Source organism: Cobetia amphilecti (genome assembly GCF_032923285.1).
GTDB lineage: Bacteria > Pseudomonadota > Gammaproteobacteria > Pseudomonadales > Halomonadaceae > Cobetia > Cobetia amphilecti.
This window is the reverse complement of sequence record NZ_CP136695.1, coordinates 2,295,786-2,312,061: the sequence shown is the minus strand read 5'-3', so window position 1 is coordinate 2,312,061 and position 16,276 is coordinate 2,295,786. Positions and strand designations below refer to the sequence as shown.

At 64.7% G+C, this 16,276-nt stretch carries 12 protein-coding genes; 9 read left to right on the top strand and 3 right to left on the bottom strand.

Annotated elements, in window-relative coordinates; genetic code table 11:
* The first annotated feature begins 2 nt into the window (after positions 1 to 2).
* The 5 genes from R1T44_RS09915 to R1T44_RS09895 all read left to right on the top strand — a co-directional run bounded on the left by R1T44_RS09915 (position 3) and on the right by R1T44_RS09895 (position 4,554).
* Entirely contained in the window at positions 3 to 1,049 is a 1,047-nt protein-coding gene (locus tag R1T44_RS09915; protein ID WP_394805753.1) for a formate dehydrogenase subunit gamma, read from the top strand.
* A 279-nt stretch (positions 1,050 to 1,328) separates the two neighbouring features.
* Positions 1,329 to 1,673: a DUF1244 domain-containing protein gene (locus R1T44_RS09910; RefSeq protein ID WP_213113822.1), complete on the top strand. Its 345-nt coding sequence runs from the start codon at positions 1,329 to 1,331 to the stop codon at positions 1,671 to 1,673.
* A 2-nt stretch (positions 1,674 to 1,675) separates the two neighbouring features.
* Positions 1,676 to 2,206, top strand: a complete 531-nt coding sequence (gene moaB, locus R1T44_RS09905) for a molybdenum cofactor biosynthesis protein B (RefSeq protein ID WP_043333541.1) — start codon at positions 1,676 to 1,678, stop codon at positions 2,204 to 2,206.
* Positions 2,196 to 3,515, top strand: a complete 1,320-nt coding sequence (locus R1T44_RS09900; RefSeq protein WP_287020984.1) for a molybdopterin molybdotransferase MoeA — start codon at positions 2,196 to 2,198, stop codon at positions 3,513 to 3,515. Before moaB ends, R1T44_RS09900 begins: the two co-directional genes overlap by 11 nt.
* 232 nt (positions 3,516 to 3,747) lie before the next feature.
* Positions 3,748 to 4,554: a carbonic anhydrase gene (locus R1T44_RS09895; protein WP_287020983.1), complete on the top strand. Its 807-nt coding sequence runs from the start codon at positions 3,748 to 3,750 to the stop codon at positions 4,552 to 4,554.
* A 19-nt stretch (positions 4,555 to 4,573) separates the two neighbouring features.
* Here R1T44_RS09895 and R1T44_RS09890 read toward each other — a convergent pair whose 3' ends face one another.
* Entirely contained in the window at positions 4,574 to 5,197 is a 624-nt protein-coding gene (locus R1T44_RS09890; RefSeq protein ID WP_279836502.1) for an ACP phosphodiesterase, read from the bottom strand.
* A gap of 145 nt (positions 5,198 to 5,342) precedes the next feature.
* On the opposite strand from R1T44_RS09890, the gene selD reads away from it, so the two are divergent.
* Positions 5,343 to 7,706, top strand: a complete 2,364-nt coding sequence (gene selD / locus R1T44_RS09885; RefSeq protein ID WP_197738735.1) for a selenide, water dikinase SelD — start codon at positions 5,343 to 5,345, stop codon at positions 7,704 to 7,706.
* A gap of 209 nt (positions 7,707 to 7,915) precedes the next feature.
* Here selD and R1T44_RS09880 read toward each other — a convergent pair whose 3' ends face one another.
* The gene (locus tag R1T44_RS09880) at positions 7,916 to 8,638 is read right to left on the bottom strand and encodes a DUF3581 family protein (RefSeq protein WP_054556084.1); all 723 of its coding nucleotides are present in this window, start codon (positions 8,636 to 8,638) and stop codon (positions 7,916 to 7,918) included.
* 291 nt (positions 8,639 to 8,929) lie between these two features.
* Here R1T44_RS09880 and R1T44_RS09875 point away from each other — a divergent pair, with 291 nt between their 5' ends.
* The 3 genes from R1T44_RS09875 to puuE all read left to right on the top strand — a co-directional run bounded on the left by R1T44_RS09875 (position 8,930) and on the right by puuE (position 14,778).
* Positions 8,930 to 10,816, top strand: coding sequence for a VRR-NUC domain-containing protein (locus R1T44_RS09875; RefSeq protein ID WP_317291937.1), 1,887 nt, complete (start codon positions 8,930 to 8,932; stop codon positions 10,814 to 10,816).
* Entirely contained in the window at positions 10,813 to 13,662 is a 2,850-nt protein-coding gene (locus R1T44_RS09870; RefSeq protein WP_317291936.1) for a helicase C-terminal domain-containing protein, read from the top strand. Before R1T44_RS09875 ends, R1T44_RS09870 begins: the two co-directional genes overlap by 4 nt.
* 162 nt (positions 13,663 to 13,824) lie before the next feature.
* Positions 13,825 to 14,778, top strand: a complete 954-nt coding sequence (puuE, locus tag R1T44_RS09865; protein WP_225348057.1) for an allantoinase PuuE — start codon at positions 13,825 to 13,827, stop codon at positions 14,776 to 14,778.
* A gap of 157 nt (positions 14,779 to 14,935) precedes the next feature.
* On the opposite strand, the gene R1T44_RS09860 is transcribed toward puuE, so the two are convergent.
* Positions 14,936 to 16,231, bottom strand: coding sequence for an amidase family protein (locus R1T44_RS09860; protein WP_284726113.1), 1,296 nt, complete (start codon positions 16,229 to 16,231; stop codon positions 14,936 to 14,938).
* Between the last annotated feature and the right edge of the window lie 45 nt (positions 16,232 to 16,276).

Below are 16,276 nucleotides of genomic sequence, written 5' to 3'. Positions count from 1 at the left end.
ACATGCGCGCGCACTTTACAGCTTCACGGTTGACCGTGGTCGCCATGTTCCTGTGCCTGATGCTGGCCAGTCTCTGGCTGGCTCCTCAGGCACTGGCCGCGAACCCTGACGGCGAGATCGGTCAGGCGGTCGGCACGGTGGACGCCGATACCTGGCGGCAGGTCAAGGATGGGGGCAACTCCATCGACAGCCGACATGACTCCAACTACAGCCTGATCAATCAGAGCGGCGAGACCTGGCGTCAGATCCGCAATCGCTGGATCTCACCGGGTGGCCTGATCGCACTGGGTGGCATGCTGGCCGTGCTGGTGATCTTCTACCTGCTGGTGGGACGCAACAATCTGGACCACCCGCGCAGCGGCAAGCTGATGCTGCGCTGGACGGCGCTGGAGCGTGCCATGCACTGGACGCTGGCGACGCTGTTCCTGACGCTGGCCATCACCGGCATCAATCTGCTGTGGGGCAAGTTCGTGTTCCGCAATGTGTTCGGGGACGTGTTCTGGGCCAACATGATCATGGCGACCAAGGTGATCCACAACTATGTGGGGCCCCTGTTCTCGATCATGCTGATCCTGGTGCTGGCCAAGTGGCTGAAGCTCAATCTTCCCAGGAAGCATGACCTTGACTGGTTCCGTCAGGGTGGCGGCATGATGAAGGGCAAGCATCCGGACGCCGGCTTCGCCAACGGCGGGGAAAAGGCCTGGTACTGGATTCTGGCGACGGTCGGCCTGGTAGTGATTGCCAGCGGGCTGGTGCTGGACTTCCCGATCTTCGGCCAGACGCGGGACAACATGCAGTGGGCCAATGTCTTCCACGGCATCGCCTCGCTGATGCTGATCGCGGTGTCCTTCGGCCACATCTATATCGGCACCGCCGGTACCGAGGGTGCCTTCGAGGGCATGAAGACCGGTTATGTCGATGAGACCTGGGCCAAGCAGCACCACAATCTGTGGTACGACGAGGTCAAGCAGGCCGAAGCGGCGGACCCGGCAGCAGATCCCGCCACGGCACCTGACGATAGCCTGGCACGTCAGCAACGTCCGAATTAGCGCGGCGCCAGACATCCGCTGGATGAGTAAAGATACGCCCGGACAGGTTCGCCTGCCGGGCGTTTTCGCTTGCCAGCGCACACTCTTTCGCGACTCTGCCACCCACTGGCACTCCACCGGCCAACCCGCCTGCCAAACCACAGACCAAACCACAGGCGTGCAGCGCTGGTTCACAGCTCTGCATTAGTTGCGTAAAGTTTCAGATATCCCGCCTGGGCCCACCAGGCGCCCCGACAGCATGAAGGCTGGCGCTTGGCTGCGCCTTCTCAGGAGATTTCGATGAGCGACCCGACCCCTCAAGCCGTACAAGACCTGAGCGAACTGGACGAACAGACCCGCACCGAACTGGAAGCGGCCGCGTTCCGTCGTCTGCTCAAGCATCTGGATGACAACAAGGATGTCCAGAACATCGATCTGATGATCCTCGCCGACTTCTGCCGCAACTGCCTCTCCAAGTGGCTGATGGCCGCTGGCGAGGAGCGTGGCGTGAGCTTCGATTACGACGCGGCGCGCGAGCATGTCTACGGCATGCCCTATTCCGAGTGGAAGACACATCACCAAGCCAAGGCGACCCCTGAGCAGCTGGCAGCGCTCGAGGCACGTCAACAAGGCAAGAAGGACTGATCATGAGCGGCAATGACGAACAGATCGGCCTCACCATCGCAGTATTGACCGTCTCCGATACACGCACCGCAGAAAATGACCGCTCCGGGGACGCACTGGTCGACAACCTGACGGCGGCTGGCCATACGCTGCATGAAAAGCGTATCGTGCCCGATGACGTCTACCAGCTGCGCGCCGTGGTCAGCGAGTGGATCGCGGACCCGGCCGTGCAGGTCATCCTGACGACGGGCGGCACAGGCTTCACCGGACGTGATTCCACGCCGGAAGCCATTCGCGTGCTGCTCGACAAGGAAATCCAGGGCTTCGGCGAACTCTTCCGTCAGCTTTCCCACCAGGAAGTCGGTAGCTCGACGATCCAGAGCCGCTGTCTTGGGGGGTTGGCCAACCGTACCGTGGTGTTCTGCCTGCCCGGCTCCACCGGCGCCTGCAAGACGGCCTGGAACGGCATCCTGAAGGAGCAGCTCGACAGCCGCCACCGCCCCTGCAACTTCGCCAACCTGGTGATCCCGGAGCGCGGAACCCATGCCCACTGACGCCAGTAAAGACCCGCATTCTCGCCCGTCGCCTTCCGCGGCGGCAGAATGTGGCTGCGACGCCGTGCCTGTCGGCGCCAAGGGGCTGGCGCCCCTGGCCAGTGCACTCGCCGCGCTACGTGACAGCTGTCCGCTGATGCCAGCCGAGCGCGTGGCAGTCAGTGACGCAGCAGGACGTGTGCTCGCCGAGGACGTGCATGCCGAGCTTGACGTACCGCCTGCCGACAACTCCCAGATGGATGGCTATTGCGCCCGCGTGACAGACATCGGTGACGGTGCCTGGCTGCCGATCAGTCAGCGTATCGCGGCAGGTCAGCCTGCCACGCCACTGGCCGTGGCGAGTTGTGCGCGCCTGTTCACCGGGGCGGAAATCCCCGACGGCGCCGACGTGGTGGTCATGCAGGAAGAGGTGACACTGCGTGAAGGCGAAGATGGCACCACCCTGGCCTGGCTGCCCGGGCCTCGCACCCGCGGCGACAACATTCGCGTTCAAGGCCGGGATGTCAGCAAGGGCAATCGCTTGCTCGCGGCGGGCACGCGACTAGACGCTGCCGCGCTGGGCCTTCTGTATGGCCAGGGGGCAAGTCACGTGATGGTGCGCCGCAAAGTACGAGTGGCCTTGTTCGCGACCGGCGATGAACTGATCGAACCCGGCCAGCCGCTCAAGCCCGGCCAGATCTACAACTCCAACCGCGTGATGCTCAGCCAGATGCTCAGCGACTTCGGGGCTGAGGTGGTGCTGGCACCGCTCAATGTGGCCGATACCTTCGAGGCCACTCGTGACGCCCTCGCTTCGGCGGCGCAACAGGCTGACCTGATCGTCACCTGCGGTGGAGTCAGCGTCGGCGAGGAAGACCACGTCCGCCCCGCCATCGAGGCGCTCGGCAGCCTGGATCTGTGGCGTCTGGCCATCAAACCGGGCAAACCACTGGCGCTGGGGCGTATCAACAGCCCTCGGGGTGACGCGGTGCGTGTCGTGGGCTTGCCGGGCAATCCAGTCTCCAGCTGGGTCGGTGGCTGGTTGTTCCTTCGTCCGTTACTGGGCGAGATGACCGACTGCGCTGCATTGCGCGAGCTGAAACGTCTCACGGTACGCGCGGCCTTCTCAGCTCGCACTGCCATCCGTCAGGATCATCTGCGCGTCACCTTGGCGCCCGGCAGTGATGGGAAGCTTGAGGCGCATGCCTTCCCGGACCAGAACTCGGCGGTACTCTCCTCCTGCGCCGGTGCTCAGGCACTGGCCGTGATTCCGCCCCACGCACAGCTCAACCACGGTGACAGCGTGGAATGCCTGTGGCTCGAGCGCTGACACCGCTCCCCCCTCCCTGTTTTCACAACTGTCTTTACAACTGTCGTGACTACTGACGCGATAACTGTCACGACAACTGACGCTGGAATGCGACACCCTAGTGACACTCCAGCGTCATCTTGACCTCGCCCCTGAGTCCGGCACACTGACTGCCTTCATTCATCTGAGTTCTGACTGCCTAGGGCGGCTCAGAACACTGATCGGTTACGGACTCTTGAGCAAGGACAACTCAATGCCAGCCTCTTCCTCGTCGCCCCGCGCGCTGTTACGCCCACTTGCCATGGCTGTGCTGCTTGCCACCACGTCGTCATCCTTGCCGGCGCTCGCCGATGACATTGCCACGTCGCCTGCGCCGGGCACGTCGGTCACCGAATGGAGCTATGCGAGTGAATCCGCGGATGACACCAACGCCGGAGCCAATGGCCCCGAGCATTGGGGAGAGCTCACCCCGGGCTATGCCGAGTGCTCGGTCGGCAGCCAGCAGTCGCCGATCGATATCGACAGCCAGTCACGCACGCTGAATGAAGCGGGCCCGAAACTCGACTACCATTCGCCGCTGCTCGTCACGCGCGATACGGGCCACACCCTGCAGATCGAAGGGGCCAGCGGCAATACCATGACGCTGGATGGCACCCAGTACACCCTGTCGCAGGTGCACCTGCATGTGCCGTCAGAGCACGCCATCGACGGCAAGCGTGCCGCCATGGAAATTCATCTGGTGCACAGCACGCCGGAAGGCAAGCTGGCCGTGCTGGCCGTACTGGTCGAGGAAGGGCATGACAACCTGGCCCTCAGCCGCCTGTTGAGCCGTCTGCCCCAGCGCGGCCTCTCCGAGACCCTGACAAGCGGCCTGTCTGCCAACCTGCTGCTGCCACGCGAACATGCCGGCTGGCAGTACTCCGGCTCGCTTACCACCCCGCCATGCTCTGAGCCCGTCACCTGGTTTGTCATGCAGACGCCGATCGAAGCCTCCCAAGCACAGATCGACGCCTACCATGAATGGCAAGGCGGAGAGAATGCCCGCCCCCTTCAGCGCTGATTGACAAAAACACGTCTACTTAGGCCGGCTGGCGCAATGCCAGCATGTCCGGCCACAACCGCGCGAAGCTGTCCTCGAGCATCGCGCGGTTATCCGCCAGCCACGGCGTCATGTCCGCCAGCGGATTGGTGCCTGCATCCAAATTGCCCACCTTGTGCGTATGCCTTCCATTGCGAGTATCACTTGTCTGGCGCAAGCGGCGTCTGGCCGTCATGCGCTCGCCGATGCTGGCAATGGTCGCGAGCGTGAACTCCAGCTCCTGATAGCGCCTGAGTGCATCGCGCACCTGGATCCATTCGATCAGGCTCGACAGGCGCGACGGCACCTCCTCACGCGCCAGCAGGCGATAGAGGCGGTCGATATCGTCATCGTGCATCTCGGCGGCCAGCAGGTGATCCCACATCATGTCGAAGGCGATACCGGCGACACGTCGCGACGAAGGCGGCACCTGGGTCAACAACCAGCGTGTCTCGGGATGAGCGTCGATCACCGCGTCACAGCGGCGGTGAAAGCGGATGCCCGCCTCTACCTCCGGCGACCAGCCGCTCAGGTCACTGCCGCGCACGCCATCGGCAATCAGGTTGCCAAACAGGAAGTTATCGCTGCCCGCCAGACTCAGGCGTGCATGACCGAGAAAGTTCAAGTTGCTAGACTCCTGCTTTTGCGAATCCTGTCGCCGGTCTCATCTGGCGCGCCCTGGCTCTGCATACCCTGCTCCTGTTTCCCAACTCTACTGACTATCGAGATTCACGATGCCGTCCGCTTCCATGCCAGTCAAAGCGCCTATCGTGCGTGATATCGTCCTGATCGGCGGTGGGCACAGCCACGTCGGCGTGCTGATGCGCTTTGCCATGCAGCCAGAGCCCGGTGTCCGCCTGACCGTCATCTGTCGCGACACCGACACGCCCTATTCCGGCATGTTGCCGGGCTACGTCGCCGGTCATTATACGTTCGACGATGTGCATATCGACCTGCGCCGGCTGTGTCAGTTCGCCGGCGCCCGCTTCTACCGCGATCAGGTGATCGACATCGACCGCCGCGAGCGCCGCGTGATCTGCGCCGAGCGCCCGGCGGTGGACTACGACCTGCTGTCGATCAATATCGGCTCCACGCCTCGCCTGTCCCACATCGATGGTATCGGTGACCCTGAAGCCGCAGACGCCCCCGTGGTGGCGGTCAAGCCGATCAGCACCTTCCAGCAGCGCTGGCTGAGTCTGCTCGAGCGCGCCAGGAGCGCCGAGCGTCCGCTCGATATCGTGCTGGTCGGCGGCGGTGCCGGCGGTGTCGAACTGCTGCTGGCCATCCAGCAGCGCCTTGCCACCGAGTTGCCCGATGCGCTCGCGCCGAACCTGACGCTGATCACCCGCGGTCAGCGTCTGTTGCCCACCCATGCGCACACGGTCAGTGAGGCGCTTGCCACTACCCTGCACGAGCGCGGTATCCAGGTGCATTTCGGTGAGGAGATCACGGCCGTCGAACGCGCATCCTCGACCGCCCAGCGCCAGCTGATCAGTGCCAGCGGTGCCTGCCATCAGGCCGATGAGGCCATCTGGGTGACACGGGCCGGTGGTGCGCGCTGGCTGGAGAAGACCGGACTGAGCCTGGACGAGGATGGCTTCCTCAAGGTTCGCGATAGCCTGCAGACACTTGAGGATGACGCCATCTTCGCCGCGGGCGATATCGCACATCAGCTCAACCATCCCCGCGAGAAGGCCGGCGTGTTTGCCGTGCGCCAGGCCCGGCCGCTGGCCGACAATCTGCGACGGGCCGTGCGCGGCGAGCCACTCAAGGACCATGTGCCGCAGTCGCGCTGGCTGGCGCTGATCAGCACCGGGGATCGCGATGCCATCGCCTCACGCGGCAAGCTGGGGCTGGTCGCGCCGCGTCTGCGCCCGTGGCTGTGGCGCTGGAAGGACCATATCGACCGCCAGTTCATGGCTCGCTTCAATGAACTGCCCAGCATGCAGGACGCCGCGAATGCCGGCGACCTTTCCGGGTTGCACCAGCGCATCAGCGCTGCCTGGCAGGCACTCAGGGGACGCGTTGGCAAGCTGCATCCGCACCTGACAGCCGAGCTGGATGAGCAGGAGGCACACCAGGCCCTGTCCGCACTGGCGATGCGCTGCGGCGGCTGCGGGGCCAAGGTCGGCGCCAGCGTGCTGTCGCGAGCGCTGCAGAGTCTGGCCCCGCGCGAGAACCCGGACGTGCTGGTCGGGCTGCATGCCCCGGATGATGCCGCCATCGTGCGCGTGCCCGAAGGACAGGCGCTGGTGCACAGCGTCGACTTCTTCCGCGCCTTCATCGATGACCCCTATCTGTTCGGGCGCATCGCCGCCAATCACGCGCTGGGCGATCTCTACGCCATGGGCGCGACGCCGCATACGGCGACGGCGGTGGCCACGGTGCCACAGGGGGTCGAGCGCAAGGTCGAGCCGCTGGTACGCGAGCTGATGCAAGGCGCGACCGAGGTGCTCAACGAGGCGGGCTGCAGTCTGGTCGGCGGCCATACCGGCGAAGGTCAGGAGCTGGCACTGGGCTTCGCGCTCAATGGTCTGGTGGAGGAGAGCCTGGCCGGCGTCACCTGCAAGGGCGGCATGCAGCCGGGTGATGTGCTGTTGCTTACCAAGGCCATCGGCACCGGCACGCTGTTGGCAGCGCACGCACGCCTGGAAGCCCGCGGCCGCTGGATCGACGCCGCGCTGGACAGCATGCAGCAATCCAGTCAGCGCGCGGCGGATATTCTGAGCACGCATCAGGCGAGCGCCTCCACCGATGTCACCGGCTTCGGTCTGCTCGGCCATCTGGTCGAGATGACCCGCGCCAGCGGCGTGGATGCCGAGCTCGAGATCGATGCCCTGCCGGTGCTCGACGGCGCCGAGGACTGTGTCGCCCGCGGCGTGGTCAGCTCGCTGCAACCGGCCAATCTGCGCCTCAAGCGTGCCCTGAAGGACCAAGCCGGCGTCATCGATCATCCGCGCTATCCGCTGCTGTTCGATCCGCAGACGGCCGGTGGCCTGCTGGCCAGTGTGCCGCCCGGGGAAGCCGAGGCCTGTCTGGCCGCGCTCAAGGCCGCCGGCTATCACGCCAGCGCCATCATCGGGCGCATCACCCCCCAGGGCGATGCACTGGCGCCGATCAGCATCAAGCACTGAGCACGGTTAGAGGGTCACACGGTGAGCCAGCCAGTTGGCGGTCAATGACAACCGGCGACACCCAGCGATGCTTCACAAGCGTTGTGACATTAAGCGTTGTGACATTCAGATGCCAAGATGCCCGCCAGAGAATTCTCTGGCGGGCATCTTCATGACTGGCGACTCATGCGCGGGGCGTCTGGCAACAAGCCTCAGACTGACCGGCTACCTCAGGCTTCGGCTTCGCGCTTGAGCGCCTCGAAGGACTCCACGAACGCATCCATGGTCTCGGCGCAGTAATCCCGCAGCCCACTGACGACCAGCTTCTTGGAACCACTGCCGATGCACTGCTCGCCATCATGGATGCTGAACTCGAGCAGGGTATCGCCGCGCTTGCCGTTGACCTCGAGCGAGGACCCCACGAAGTCGAGGTGCAGGTCGGCGATATCCAGGCGCTCGAAACAGAAGCCCATGCTGTCGTAGATCACCAGCGGGCGGGCCGGGTTGAACATCACGCCCTTCTCCAGCATCAACGGCTGCAGGAAGTGCGGGAAGTTGCGCCCGGAGAAGGCGATATACTGGCGAGTGAAATTGGCGACCACTTCCTCGTCATGGGTGGTATCGCCGCTGCGCTCGACCGTCAGGTAGACCTTGCCGGCTTCATCGCGCACCAGCAGGGACACGCCATTCTCGTCGGGGGCGTCCAGCGCTTCGAAGATCAAGGGCACATCGTTGCCGACCATGCCGCAGAAACGGATGGTCATGCACTGCGACAGACCGAATTTCGCCAGCAACAGGGAGAACAGCAGGTCGCCGGGCACACAGAAGCGTCGCGCGTCCGGGTCATGAATGGGGTTGTAATCCCCCGCCATCTGCTTGGCGAAACGACTTGCCTGCTCGGCGGTGATCCGCACGCGGCCATCTTCGACCCGGTGAAACTGATCAAGAAACATGGACTGCCTTCCTGCCCTGCTTGAATGATGATCGATGGTCCGTCCTGAACCATCGCGGAAATGCCTCCGAGGGGAGGAATCGCGGTCGACGCGCTGTCACGCCTGCCCACCTGTCGTGTCATGAAGCTTTCAAGACATGCAGATGAAACGATTTTACCACTGGATGACAGTCAGGTGGTGACTCGTGACAGGCTTTGCAAGAGATTGCAGCGCGACAGATGGCCATATACTGTATATAACCCCATGCTTTCGGGCAAACTGCCGCACTGCCCGCCACTTCGACAGGTCGCCATGCAAGCCGCTCCCCTCGACAATCCGCGCTACTACCTGGCCAACTTCGACACCCTGATCGACTGGGTCTGCCAGTGTCACGCCGATCTGCTGACAGAGGCGGAGCGTGCCACGGTGGACGCCATCACTCGCCTGCCGGATGCCTCGCGGGCCTTGCTGGTGCGACTGCTGATGCGCAAGGGCGATCATTTCGAACGCTCGCAGCTGCATTATCCCGAGATCGGTGCGATCGAGGCCGCATGCCAGCCATTGATCACACCGCTCGCCGACAGTGCCACGCCTGACGGCCTGTGCCGCCACAATGCCGACCTGAGTCTGGACAAGATGCTGGCGCTGGTGACCTTGCCGCGCCTCCGGGCAGCCTTTGCCGAGCTGCCCAGAAGCACGCCCAAGCGCCGCATGCATGATGCCATCAGCGAGCTGCTGGGTGACGTCACGCCACGGCCACTGCCAGCCTGGTTGAACGACCCCGCAGCCGACACCTTGAGTGTCGGGCTGGGTGAGCTGTCGCGACGCCTGAGCCTGATGTTCTTCGGCAACCTGCGCCAGAATCTGTCGGACTTCGTACTCAGCGAGCTGGGCCTGCTGCGTTGCGAGACGGTCGCCCTGTCGCCGGCCTCTCGCGCCTTCACCCATCGCTGGGAGGTGGATCGCTATCTGGCGCTGGAGCAACTGCGTGAGGACTGGCAGCAAGCCAGCGAGCGGCTGGACCGCACGGCGAACGCTGAACTTGAGCGGCACTGGCAGCGCATTGTCGCGGCGCTGGATGCGACGGCGTCTGCAGCGGCAAACGAGCTCCACAGTGAGCCGTCCGCGACTCATCAGCTCACTGACGCTCATGCCACTGGCGGGCGTGCTATTGATGATCGTGCCAATGCCTGGCTGGCGCAGCGGCGTGACCGGCTGCGCTTCTCGCTGGCCCGCGACGCCGAGCGTCAGGGCTGGCATCAGGCGGCTGCCCGCCAGTACGCCTGTCTCGAGGATTCCGCATATGCCCCGCGTGCCATGCCGCGCCGGGTGAGAGCACTGGAGCTGTCGGGCGATATCAGCGCAGCTCACGCGCTGGCCAGCGAGCGGTTGGCGCGCGCCGAGATCACGCTGGACGAGCAGCTGGCACTCGAACGCGCCCTGCCGCGTCTGTGCCGTGGCCTCGGATTGCCCGCGCCCAGACGCGCCAGGGCGCCGACCACGCCACAGATCGCCCTCACGGTGCCCGACCTTGCCACCTCGGCGGCTGACGGTATCCACGGGGTCGAGCGCGCGGCCGCCCATGCGTTGGCCACGCCCGAGGCACCGGTCTTCTATGTCGAGAATGGCCTGATTCCCGCGCTCTTCACCCTGCTGTGCTGGGAGGTGCTGTTCGCCCCCTTGCCGGGGGCCTTCTTCCACGCCTTCCACACCGGCCCGGCGGACCTCTATCGCCCTGATTTCGTCAGCCGTCGCCAGGCCGCTTTCGAGGCCTGCTTCGCGCGCCTGAAGGACGAAAGCTACCGGACGGTGATCCGTGAACGCCATCAGCAGAAACAGGGCATTCAGGCACCCTTCGTGCACTGGGAGCTATTGAGCGAGGAACTGCTGAACCACGCACTGGACTGCATTCCGCCCGCGCATCTGGAAGCCTGTTTCCGCCACCTGCTGGCCAACCCTCGTGAACATCGCGCTGGCCTGCCGGACCTGATCCAGTTCTTCCCCGAGCACAGCAGCGACCGTTATCGGCTGATCGAGGTCAAGGCGCCCACCGACCGTCTGCAGGACAACCAGCGTCAATGGCTGGCCCTGTTCGCACGCCATGCGATTCCGGCGCTGGAATGTCGAGTCGAATGGCTGAGCGCGACCGAGGCCTCAGCGGACGAATGCTCCCGGCACAAGGCACCTCCTGCATCATGATCAAGGCGGACGAGACCCACGCTGAGCCCGCACGCTACCGGATCGCAGTACGCGAACTGTGTGCCTTTGCCGCGCGCGAGGGCGATCTGGACCTGCGCTTCACGCCATCGCCTACCGCCCAGCAGGGCATCCGTGGTCATCAGCGTATCGTGCGCCGACGCGGCAAGGACTATGAAAGCGAGATCTCGCTCAGCGGTGACATCGGCAATTTGACCATCCGTGGGCGCGCCGATGGCTATGATCCCAAGCGCAACTGCCTCGAGGAGATCAAGACCCATCGCGGCGACCTCTCCCGCCAGCCCGCGCACCATCGCGCCCTGCATTGGGCCCAGGCACGCGTCTACGGCGCACTGATGTGTCGCAGCCGGGACCTCGAAGGTATCACGCTCGCGCTGGTCTATCTGGACATCGCGGCGGATGCGCCCAGGGGCACCAAGAGCGAGCATGATGAGCAGAACGAGCAGAACGAGCAGACTGACCAGGCTGACCCCAAAAGCCGCAAGGCACAGCCTGATGAGCAGCGTCTGGAAGCCTGGTGGAGCCGTGAGGCGCTGGAGGCGGAGCTGGCACGTCTGGCGGCACGCTTCAGCGAGTTCGCCGCCAATGAGCTGGCCCATCGCAGTGCCCGCGACAGCGCGCTGAGCCGCCTGGCCTTTCCGTGGCCGAGCTGGCGCCCCGGTCAACGCCAACTGGCCGAGCATGCCTACAAGGCGGTGATGACCGGCCGCGAGCTGCTCGCCGAGGCGCCGACCGGTACCGGCAAGACCCTGGCCACGCTGTATCCGGCACTGCGCGCGATGCCCGCAAGCGGCACGGACAGACTCTTCTACCTCACCGCCCGCACCCCGGGCCGCGCGCTGGCACTCGACGCGCTGGCCACCTTGGCACCAGCCGCTGACGACAGCGAGGGGCAGAAAAAGACACCGGCGACACCGCTGCGCATTCTGGAACTGGGCGCGCGCAGCAAGACCTGCGAGCACCCGTCCCTCGCCTGTCATGGCGAGTCCTGCCCGCTGGCGCGCGGGTTCTATGATCGCCTGCCCGCGGCACGCGACGCCGCGCTCGCCGACCAACGCCCCCTGAATCTGGCGACGACACGCCGCCACGCCCTGGCCCACGACATCTGCCCCTACTTTCTCGCCCAGGAGCTCTCGCGCTGGGCGGATGTCATCATCGGCGACCATAACCACTACTTCGACAGTCATGCGCTGCTGTTCGCCCTGAGCCAGGCCAATGATTGGCGCACGGTGGTGCTGGTCGATGAGAGCCACAACCTCATCGAGCGCGCCCGCGGCATGTACAGCACCGAGCTCGACGCCCGCCAGTTCCACTTCCTGCTCAAGCAGTTGAGCCGCAAGGGCCATCCGGCCCCGCTGCGCTCGGCTTCACGCGCACTGGCTCGGCAATGGCGAGCGCTGGAGCAGCTCAAGCAGGGTGCTGACGGCGAGACACAGGCAAGCAAGGTCGATAGCAAGGACGCAGGCCACAAGGCGCAGCGCCTTGCACTGGAGGCGCTACCCGGCGACTTCCTCAAGGCCTTGAGCCAATGGACCGGCGCGATGGCCGACTGGTTGGCGGAGCCTGACAAGGCCGCAAACCCTGCTGCGGCCAGGCAACAGCCAGCGACAGCCACACAAGCCCCCGAACAGCTGTGCCTGATCGCAAGCGATGCCCCCTCTGCTGCTCCGAGTGCTACCGATACAGGCACTGCAACGACAGTCTCCGGCTCGGCCTCTTCCACGGCCAGGCGCCGCGTGGAACCCGATGTCGAGATGATGGAGGCCTACTTTGCGGCACTGACCCTGGCGCGACTCGCCGAAGGCTTTGGCGATCACTCGCTGTTCGAGGTCGAACTCTCCGCCACGCCCCCTGCGCGGCAGGCGTCGCTTGCCAGCGATTCAAGCTCGAGTTCCGGCGCAGCATCGGATGCAGGAACAGAAGCTGACGCGTCAGCCCGGCCACACAAGGCCCGCGGGCGCAGCGTGCGCCAGATCCAGCCGCGACTGCGCTGCGTCAGTCCGGCGCCGTGGCTGGCACCCCGCCTGCGCGCCAGTCACGCCATCCTGTTGTTCTCGGCCACACTCAATCCACCGGCCTATCACCATCGCCTGCTGGGTCTGGCGGACGATGCCGTCTGGCTGAGTGTCGATTCCCCGTTCAGCGCGGCCCAGGTGCAGGTCAGTCGTCATCGGCTCTCGACACGCCTGCGGGATCGCGACGCCTCCTGCCGGCCGATCGCCGAGTTGATGGCGCGCCAATACCGGCAACGCCCGGGCAACTATCTGGCGTTCTTCTCGAGCTTCGCCTATCTGGAACAGGTCGCCAGCACCCTGCAACAGCTGGCGCCGGAGATTCCCCAATGGCGCCAGACCCGCGCCATGACGGAAGCGGAGCGCACCGGCTTCATTCAGCGCTTCACGCCCGAGGGACAAGGCATCGGCTTCGCGGTGCTGGGTGGCGCCTTCGGCGAAGGGATCGATCTGCCCGGCTCGCGTCTGATCGGGGCCTTCATCGCCACCCTCGGACTGGCCGGTTTCAGTCCCGAGAATGAAGCACTCAAGCAGCGTCTTGCCACGTGGCTCGACAACGACGCACAGCGGCGTAGCCAGCCGGAACAGGCTGAAGGCGACCCACACGACGATACGCGCGCACCGTACCCGGTCATCCAGCCCTTGAATGCCGATGACTGCACCTATCTGTACCCGGGGCTCACCAGAGTGGTGCAGGCTGCCGGCCGAGTGATTCGCAGCGAGCAGGATCAGGGCGTGATCCACTTGATCGATGACCGCTTCATGCGCCCGGAAGTCGCACGGTTGCTGCCACGCTGGTGGTCACCGACGAATTGATGCGGGCTGCAAGCGTGACGCCGCCACGATGCGCCGTGATGGCACAAAGCCTGCACATCAATGGAGATGTGATTGGGTCTTCATTTCGCACTTCATTTCGCTCTTGTCTTCGCTCTTCATTACGCTCTTGTCTTCGTTATCCACCCGCAAGGAAGCCGCACGATGCCAGACACCGACAATGCCCTGTGGGGCGATGAGTATCCGCGTGACCTGATCGGTTATGCCGACACGCCACCGCATGCCAACTGGCCGGGTGGCGCGAAGATCGCGGTCCAGTTCGTGCTCAACTACGAGGAAGGCGGCGAGAACTGCCTGCTGCACGGCGATAGCGAGAGCGAGAAGTTTCTCTCCGAGATCATCGGTGCCGAGGCCTACCCCGCGCGGCACATGAGCATGGAGTCGATCTACGAATATGGCTCGCGCAGTGGCGTGTGGCGGATTCTGGATGAATTCAAGCGCCGCGAGTTGCCGCTGACCGTCTTCGGCGTCGGCATGGCGCTGGCGCGCCATCCGGATCTGGTGGCGCGTTTCCTGGAGGATGGTCACGAGATCGCCAGTCATGGCTGGCGCTGGATTCATTATCAGCACATGGATGAGGCCCATGAGCGCGCCCACCTGGAACGCGCGGTGGAAAGCTATCGCGAGCTGGTCGGTCATGCGCCACAGGGCTGGTACACCGGGCGCGACAGCCCCAATACCCGCCGACTGGTGGTGGAACACGGCGGTTTCACCTACGACAGCGATTACTACGGCGATGACCTGCCGCTGTGGATGGAGGTGACTACCGCCAATGGTGAACAGGTGCCGCATCTCGTCGTGCCCTATACCCTGGACACCAATGACATGCGCTTCGCCAGCGCCCAGGGCTTCAATAGCGGCGAGGATTTCTTCCAGTACCTGCGCGATGCCTTTGATGTGCTCTATGCCGAGGGCGACACGGCGCCCAAGATGCTCTCCGTCGGGCTGCACTGTCGGATCGCCGGCCGCCCGGGACGCTTCGCGGCGCTGAAACGCTTCCTCGATTACATCCAGTCCCACGACAATGTATGGATCACGCGACGCATCGATATCGCCGAGCACTGGCAACGCGAGCATCCCTATACCCCCGCCAGCTGACGAACCATCACCTCAATCCCAAGTGCCAGCATCAGAAACGCCGCAGCCCTTTCGGGATGCGGCGTTTCTGTTCAACTCCAGACAATGTCTGCAATCGCACATGCAAGGCAGCGCTGGTCAGTTTTCCAACATGCAGATCAGTCTTCCAACATGCAGGTCAGTTTTCCAACATGCTGGCCAGTGCCAGCAGACTCTCATCACGTCCCGGCAGGCCCAGCAATGACACGCCCCAGGGCGGGGGCGCGGCTTCCTGTGGCAGACGTGCCGCCGAGTCGGCAAGCCACGGCAGACTCAGCTGCGGCGCACCGTTCAAGCCCGCCAGTGCGGTGAGTCCCATCAGGCGATGACGATAGGCCTCCATTACCTCAAGGCTTGCACCCAGCAGCGGTGAGGCGCCCGGCGTGGTGGGCAACATGAAGACCGCCTCGCTGGTAGCTTCGGCCTGGGCGTGAAGCGCGCGACTGCCAGCCTCCGCTGGTGCCTCGCTGCCTTCCTGATGACTGGCTGCCAGCTGCTGGCGAAACCAGCGGCGAACGGTATCCGCCTTGGCTTCTGCTGCCTGCTCGTCGCTATCGCTGAGCGTCATGCACCATTTGAGACGCGCCGCGATATCCGGGTTGAGGCGCGGCCAGCGCGATTCGGGCCCCTGCTCCGGCGTACTCAACCACGCCTGGTGAGTACGCCGAATCTCGCAGCCCTGCAGAATCCGGAAGGCTTCACTGGCGCGCGCCATGAAGGTCTGACTCAGCATGCGCCGCTCGCACTGAAAGCCGAGTGACTCAAGGCGCCGAGACAGCGGCCCGAGCAGGCGCTGATAAGGCCCAGCGGCGAGCCCTTCCGGCACCAGCAGGATGATGCGCGCCGGCAGTCGAGTGGCTGTCGCCGCCGGCATCAGCACCTCACTGACCTGCGTCAGCGTCCCCAGATCCCGCGTCATCCAGCCGACGGTGTCGAAGCGCGGCGCCAGCGGCTTGAGCCCGGTCATGCTGATACGACCATGGGTCGGGCGCAGCCCATAAAGCCCGCAGTAACTGGACGGCACGCGGATGGAGCCGCCGGTATCGGTGCCCAGTCCGACCTCCGCCTCACCGCGCGCCACCGCCACCGCAGAGCCCACGCTCGAGCCGCCCGGCAACCTCAGCGGCGCGCGAGGGTTCTGCGGCGTGCCGAAATGCGCATTGGTGCCATTGAGGCTGTAGGCCAGCTCATCGGTGGTGGTACGGGCACGATAATCGGCCCCCGCCTGCTGAAGCGCGAGGACAGCAGGCGCCGTCTGCCGCTCGATGGGGGCGCTGGCCAGCAGGTCAGGGTTGCCCTGGCCGATGCGCTCGCCCTTGATCGCGAACAGGTCCTTGACCACCAGTCGCTGGCCATTCAGCGGGCCTTCTTCCTGCCACCCCTGACCCCGCGGCCCCGAGAAACGTGCCGGCGCTACATAGATACGCTTGTCCACTGGGAGCGACTCCTTTCGACTCATGATGTGGTCCACCGCTGCACG

What these genes read in the sequence shown, in the direction of transcription:
- R1T44_RS09915 (WP_394805753.1), top strand. Translation starts at nt 3, where the DNA reads ATGCGCGCGCACTTTACAGCTTCACGGTTGACCGTGGTCGCCATGTTC.
- puuE (WP_225348057.1), top strand. Translation starts at nt 13,825, where the DNA reads ATGCCAGACACCGACAATGCCCTGTGGGGCGATGAGTATCCGCGTGAC.
- R1T44_RS09870 (WP_317291936.1), top strand. Translation starts at nt 10,813, where the DNA reads ATGATCAAGGCGGACGAGACCCACGCTGAGCCCGCACGCTACCGGATC.
- R1T44_RS09910 (WP_213113822.1), top strand. Translation starts at nt 1,329, where the DNA reads ATGAGCGACCCGACCCCTCAAGCCGTACAAGACCTGAGCGAACTGGAC.
- moaB (WP_043333541.1), top strand. Translation starts at nt 1,676, where the DNA reads ATGAGCGGCAATGACGAACAGATCGGCCTCACCATCGCAGTATTGACC.
- R1T44_RS09895 (WP_287020983.1), top strand. Translation starts at nt 3,748, where the DNA reads ATGCCAGCCTCTTCCTCGTCGCCCCGCGCGCTGTTACGCCCACTTGCC.
- R1T44_RS09875 (WP_317291937.1), top strand. Translation starts at nt 8,930, where the DNA reads ATGCAAGCCGCTCCCCTCGACAATCCGCGCTACTACCTGGCCAACTTC.
- R1T44_RS09900 (WP_287020984.1), top strand. Translation starts at nt 2,196, where the DNA reads ATGCCCACTGACGCCAGTAAAGACCCGCATTCTCGCCCGTCGCCTTCC.
- R1T44_RS09880 (WP_054556084.1), bottom strand. Translation starts at nt 8,638, where the DNA reads ATGTTTCTTGATCAGTTTCACCGGGTCGAAGATGGCCGCGTGCGGATC.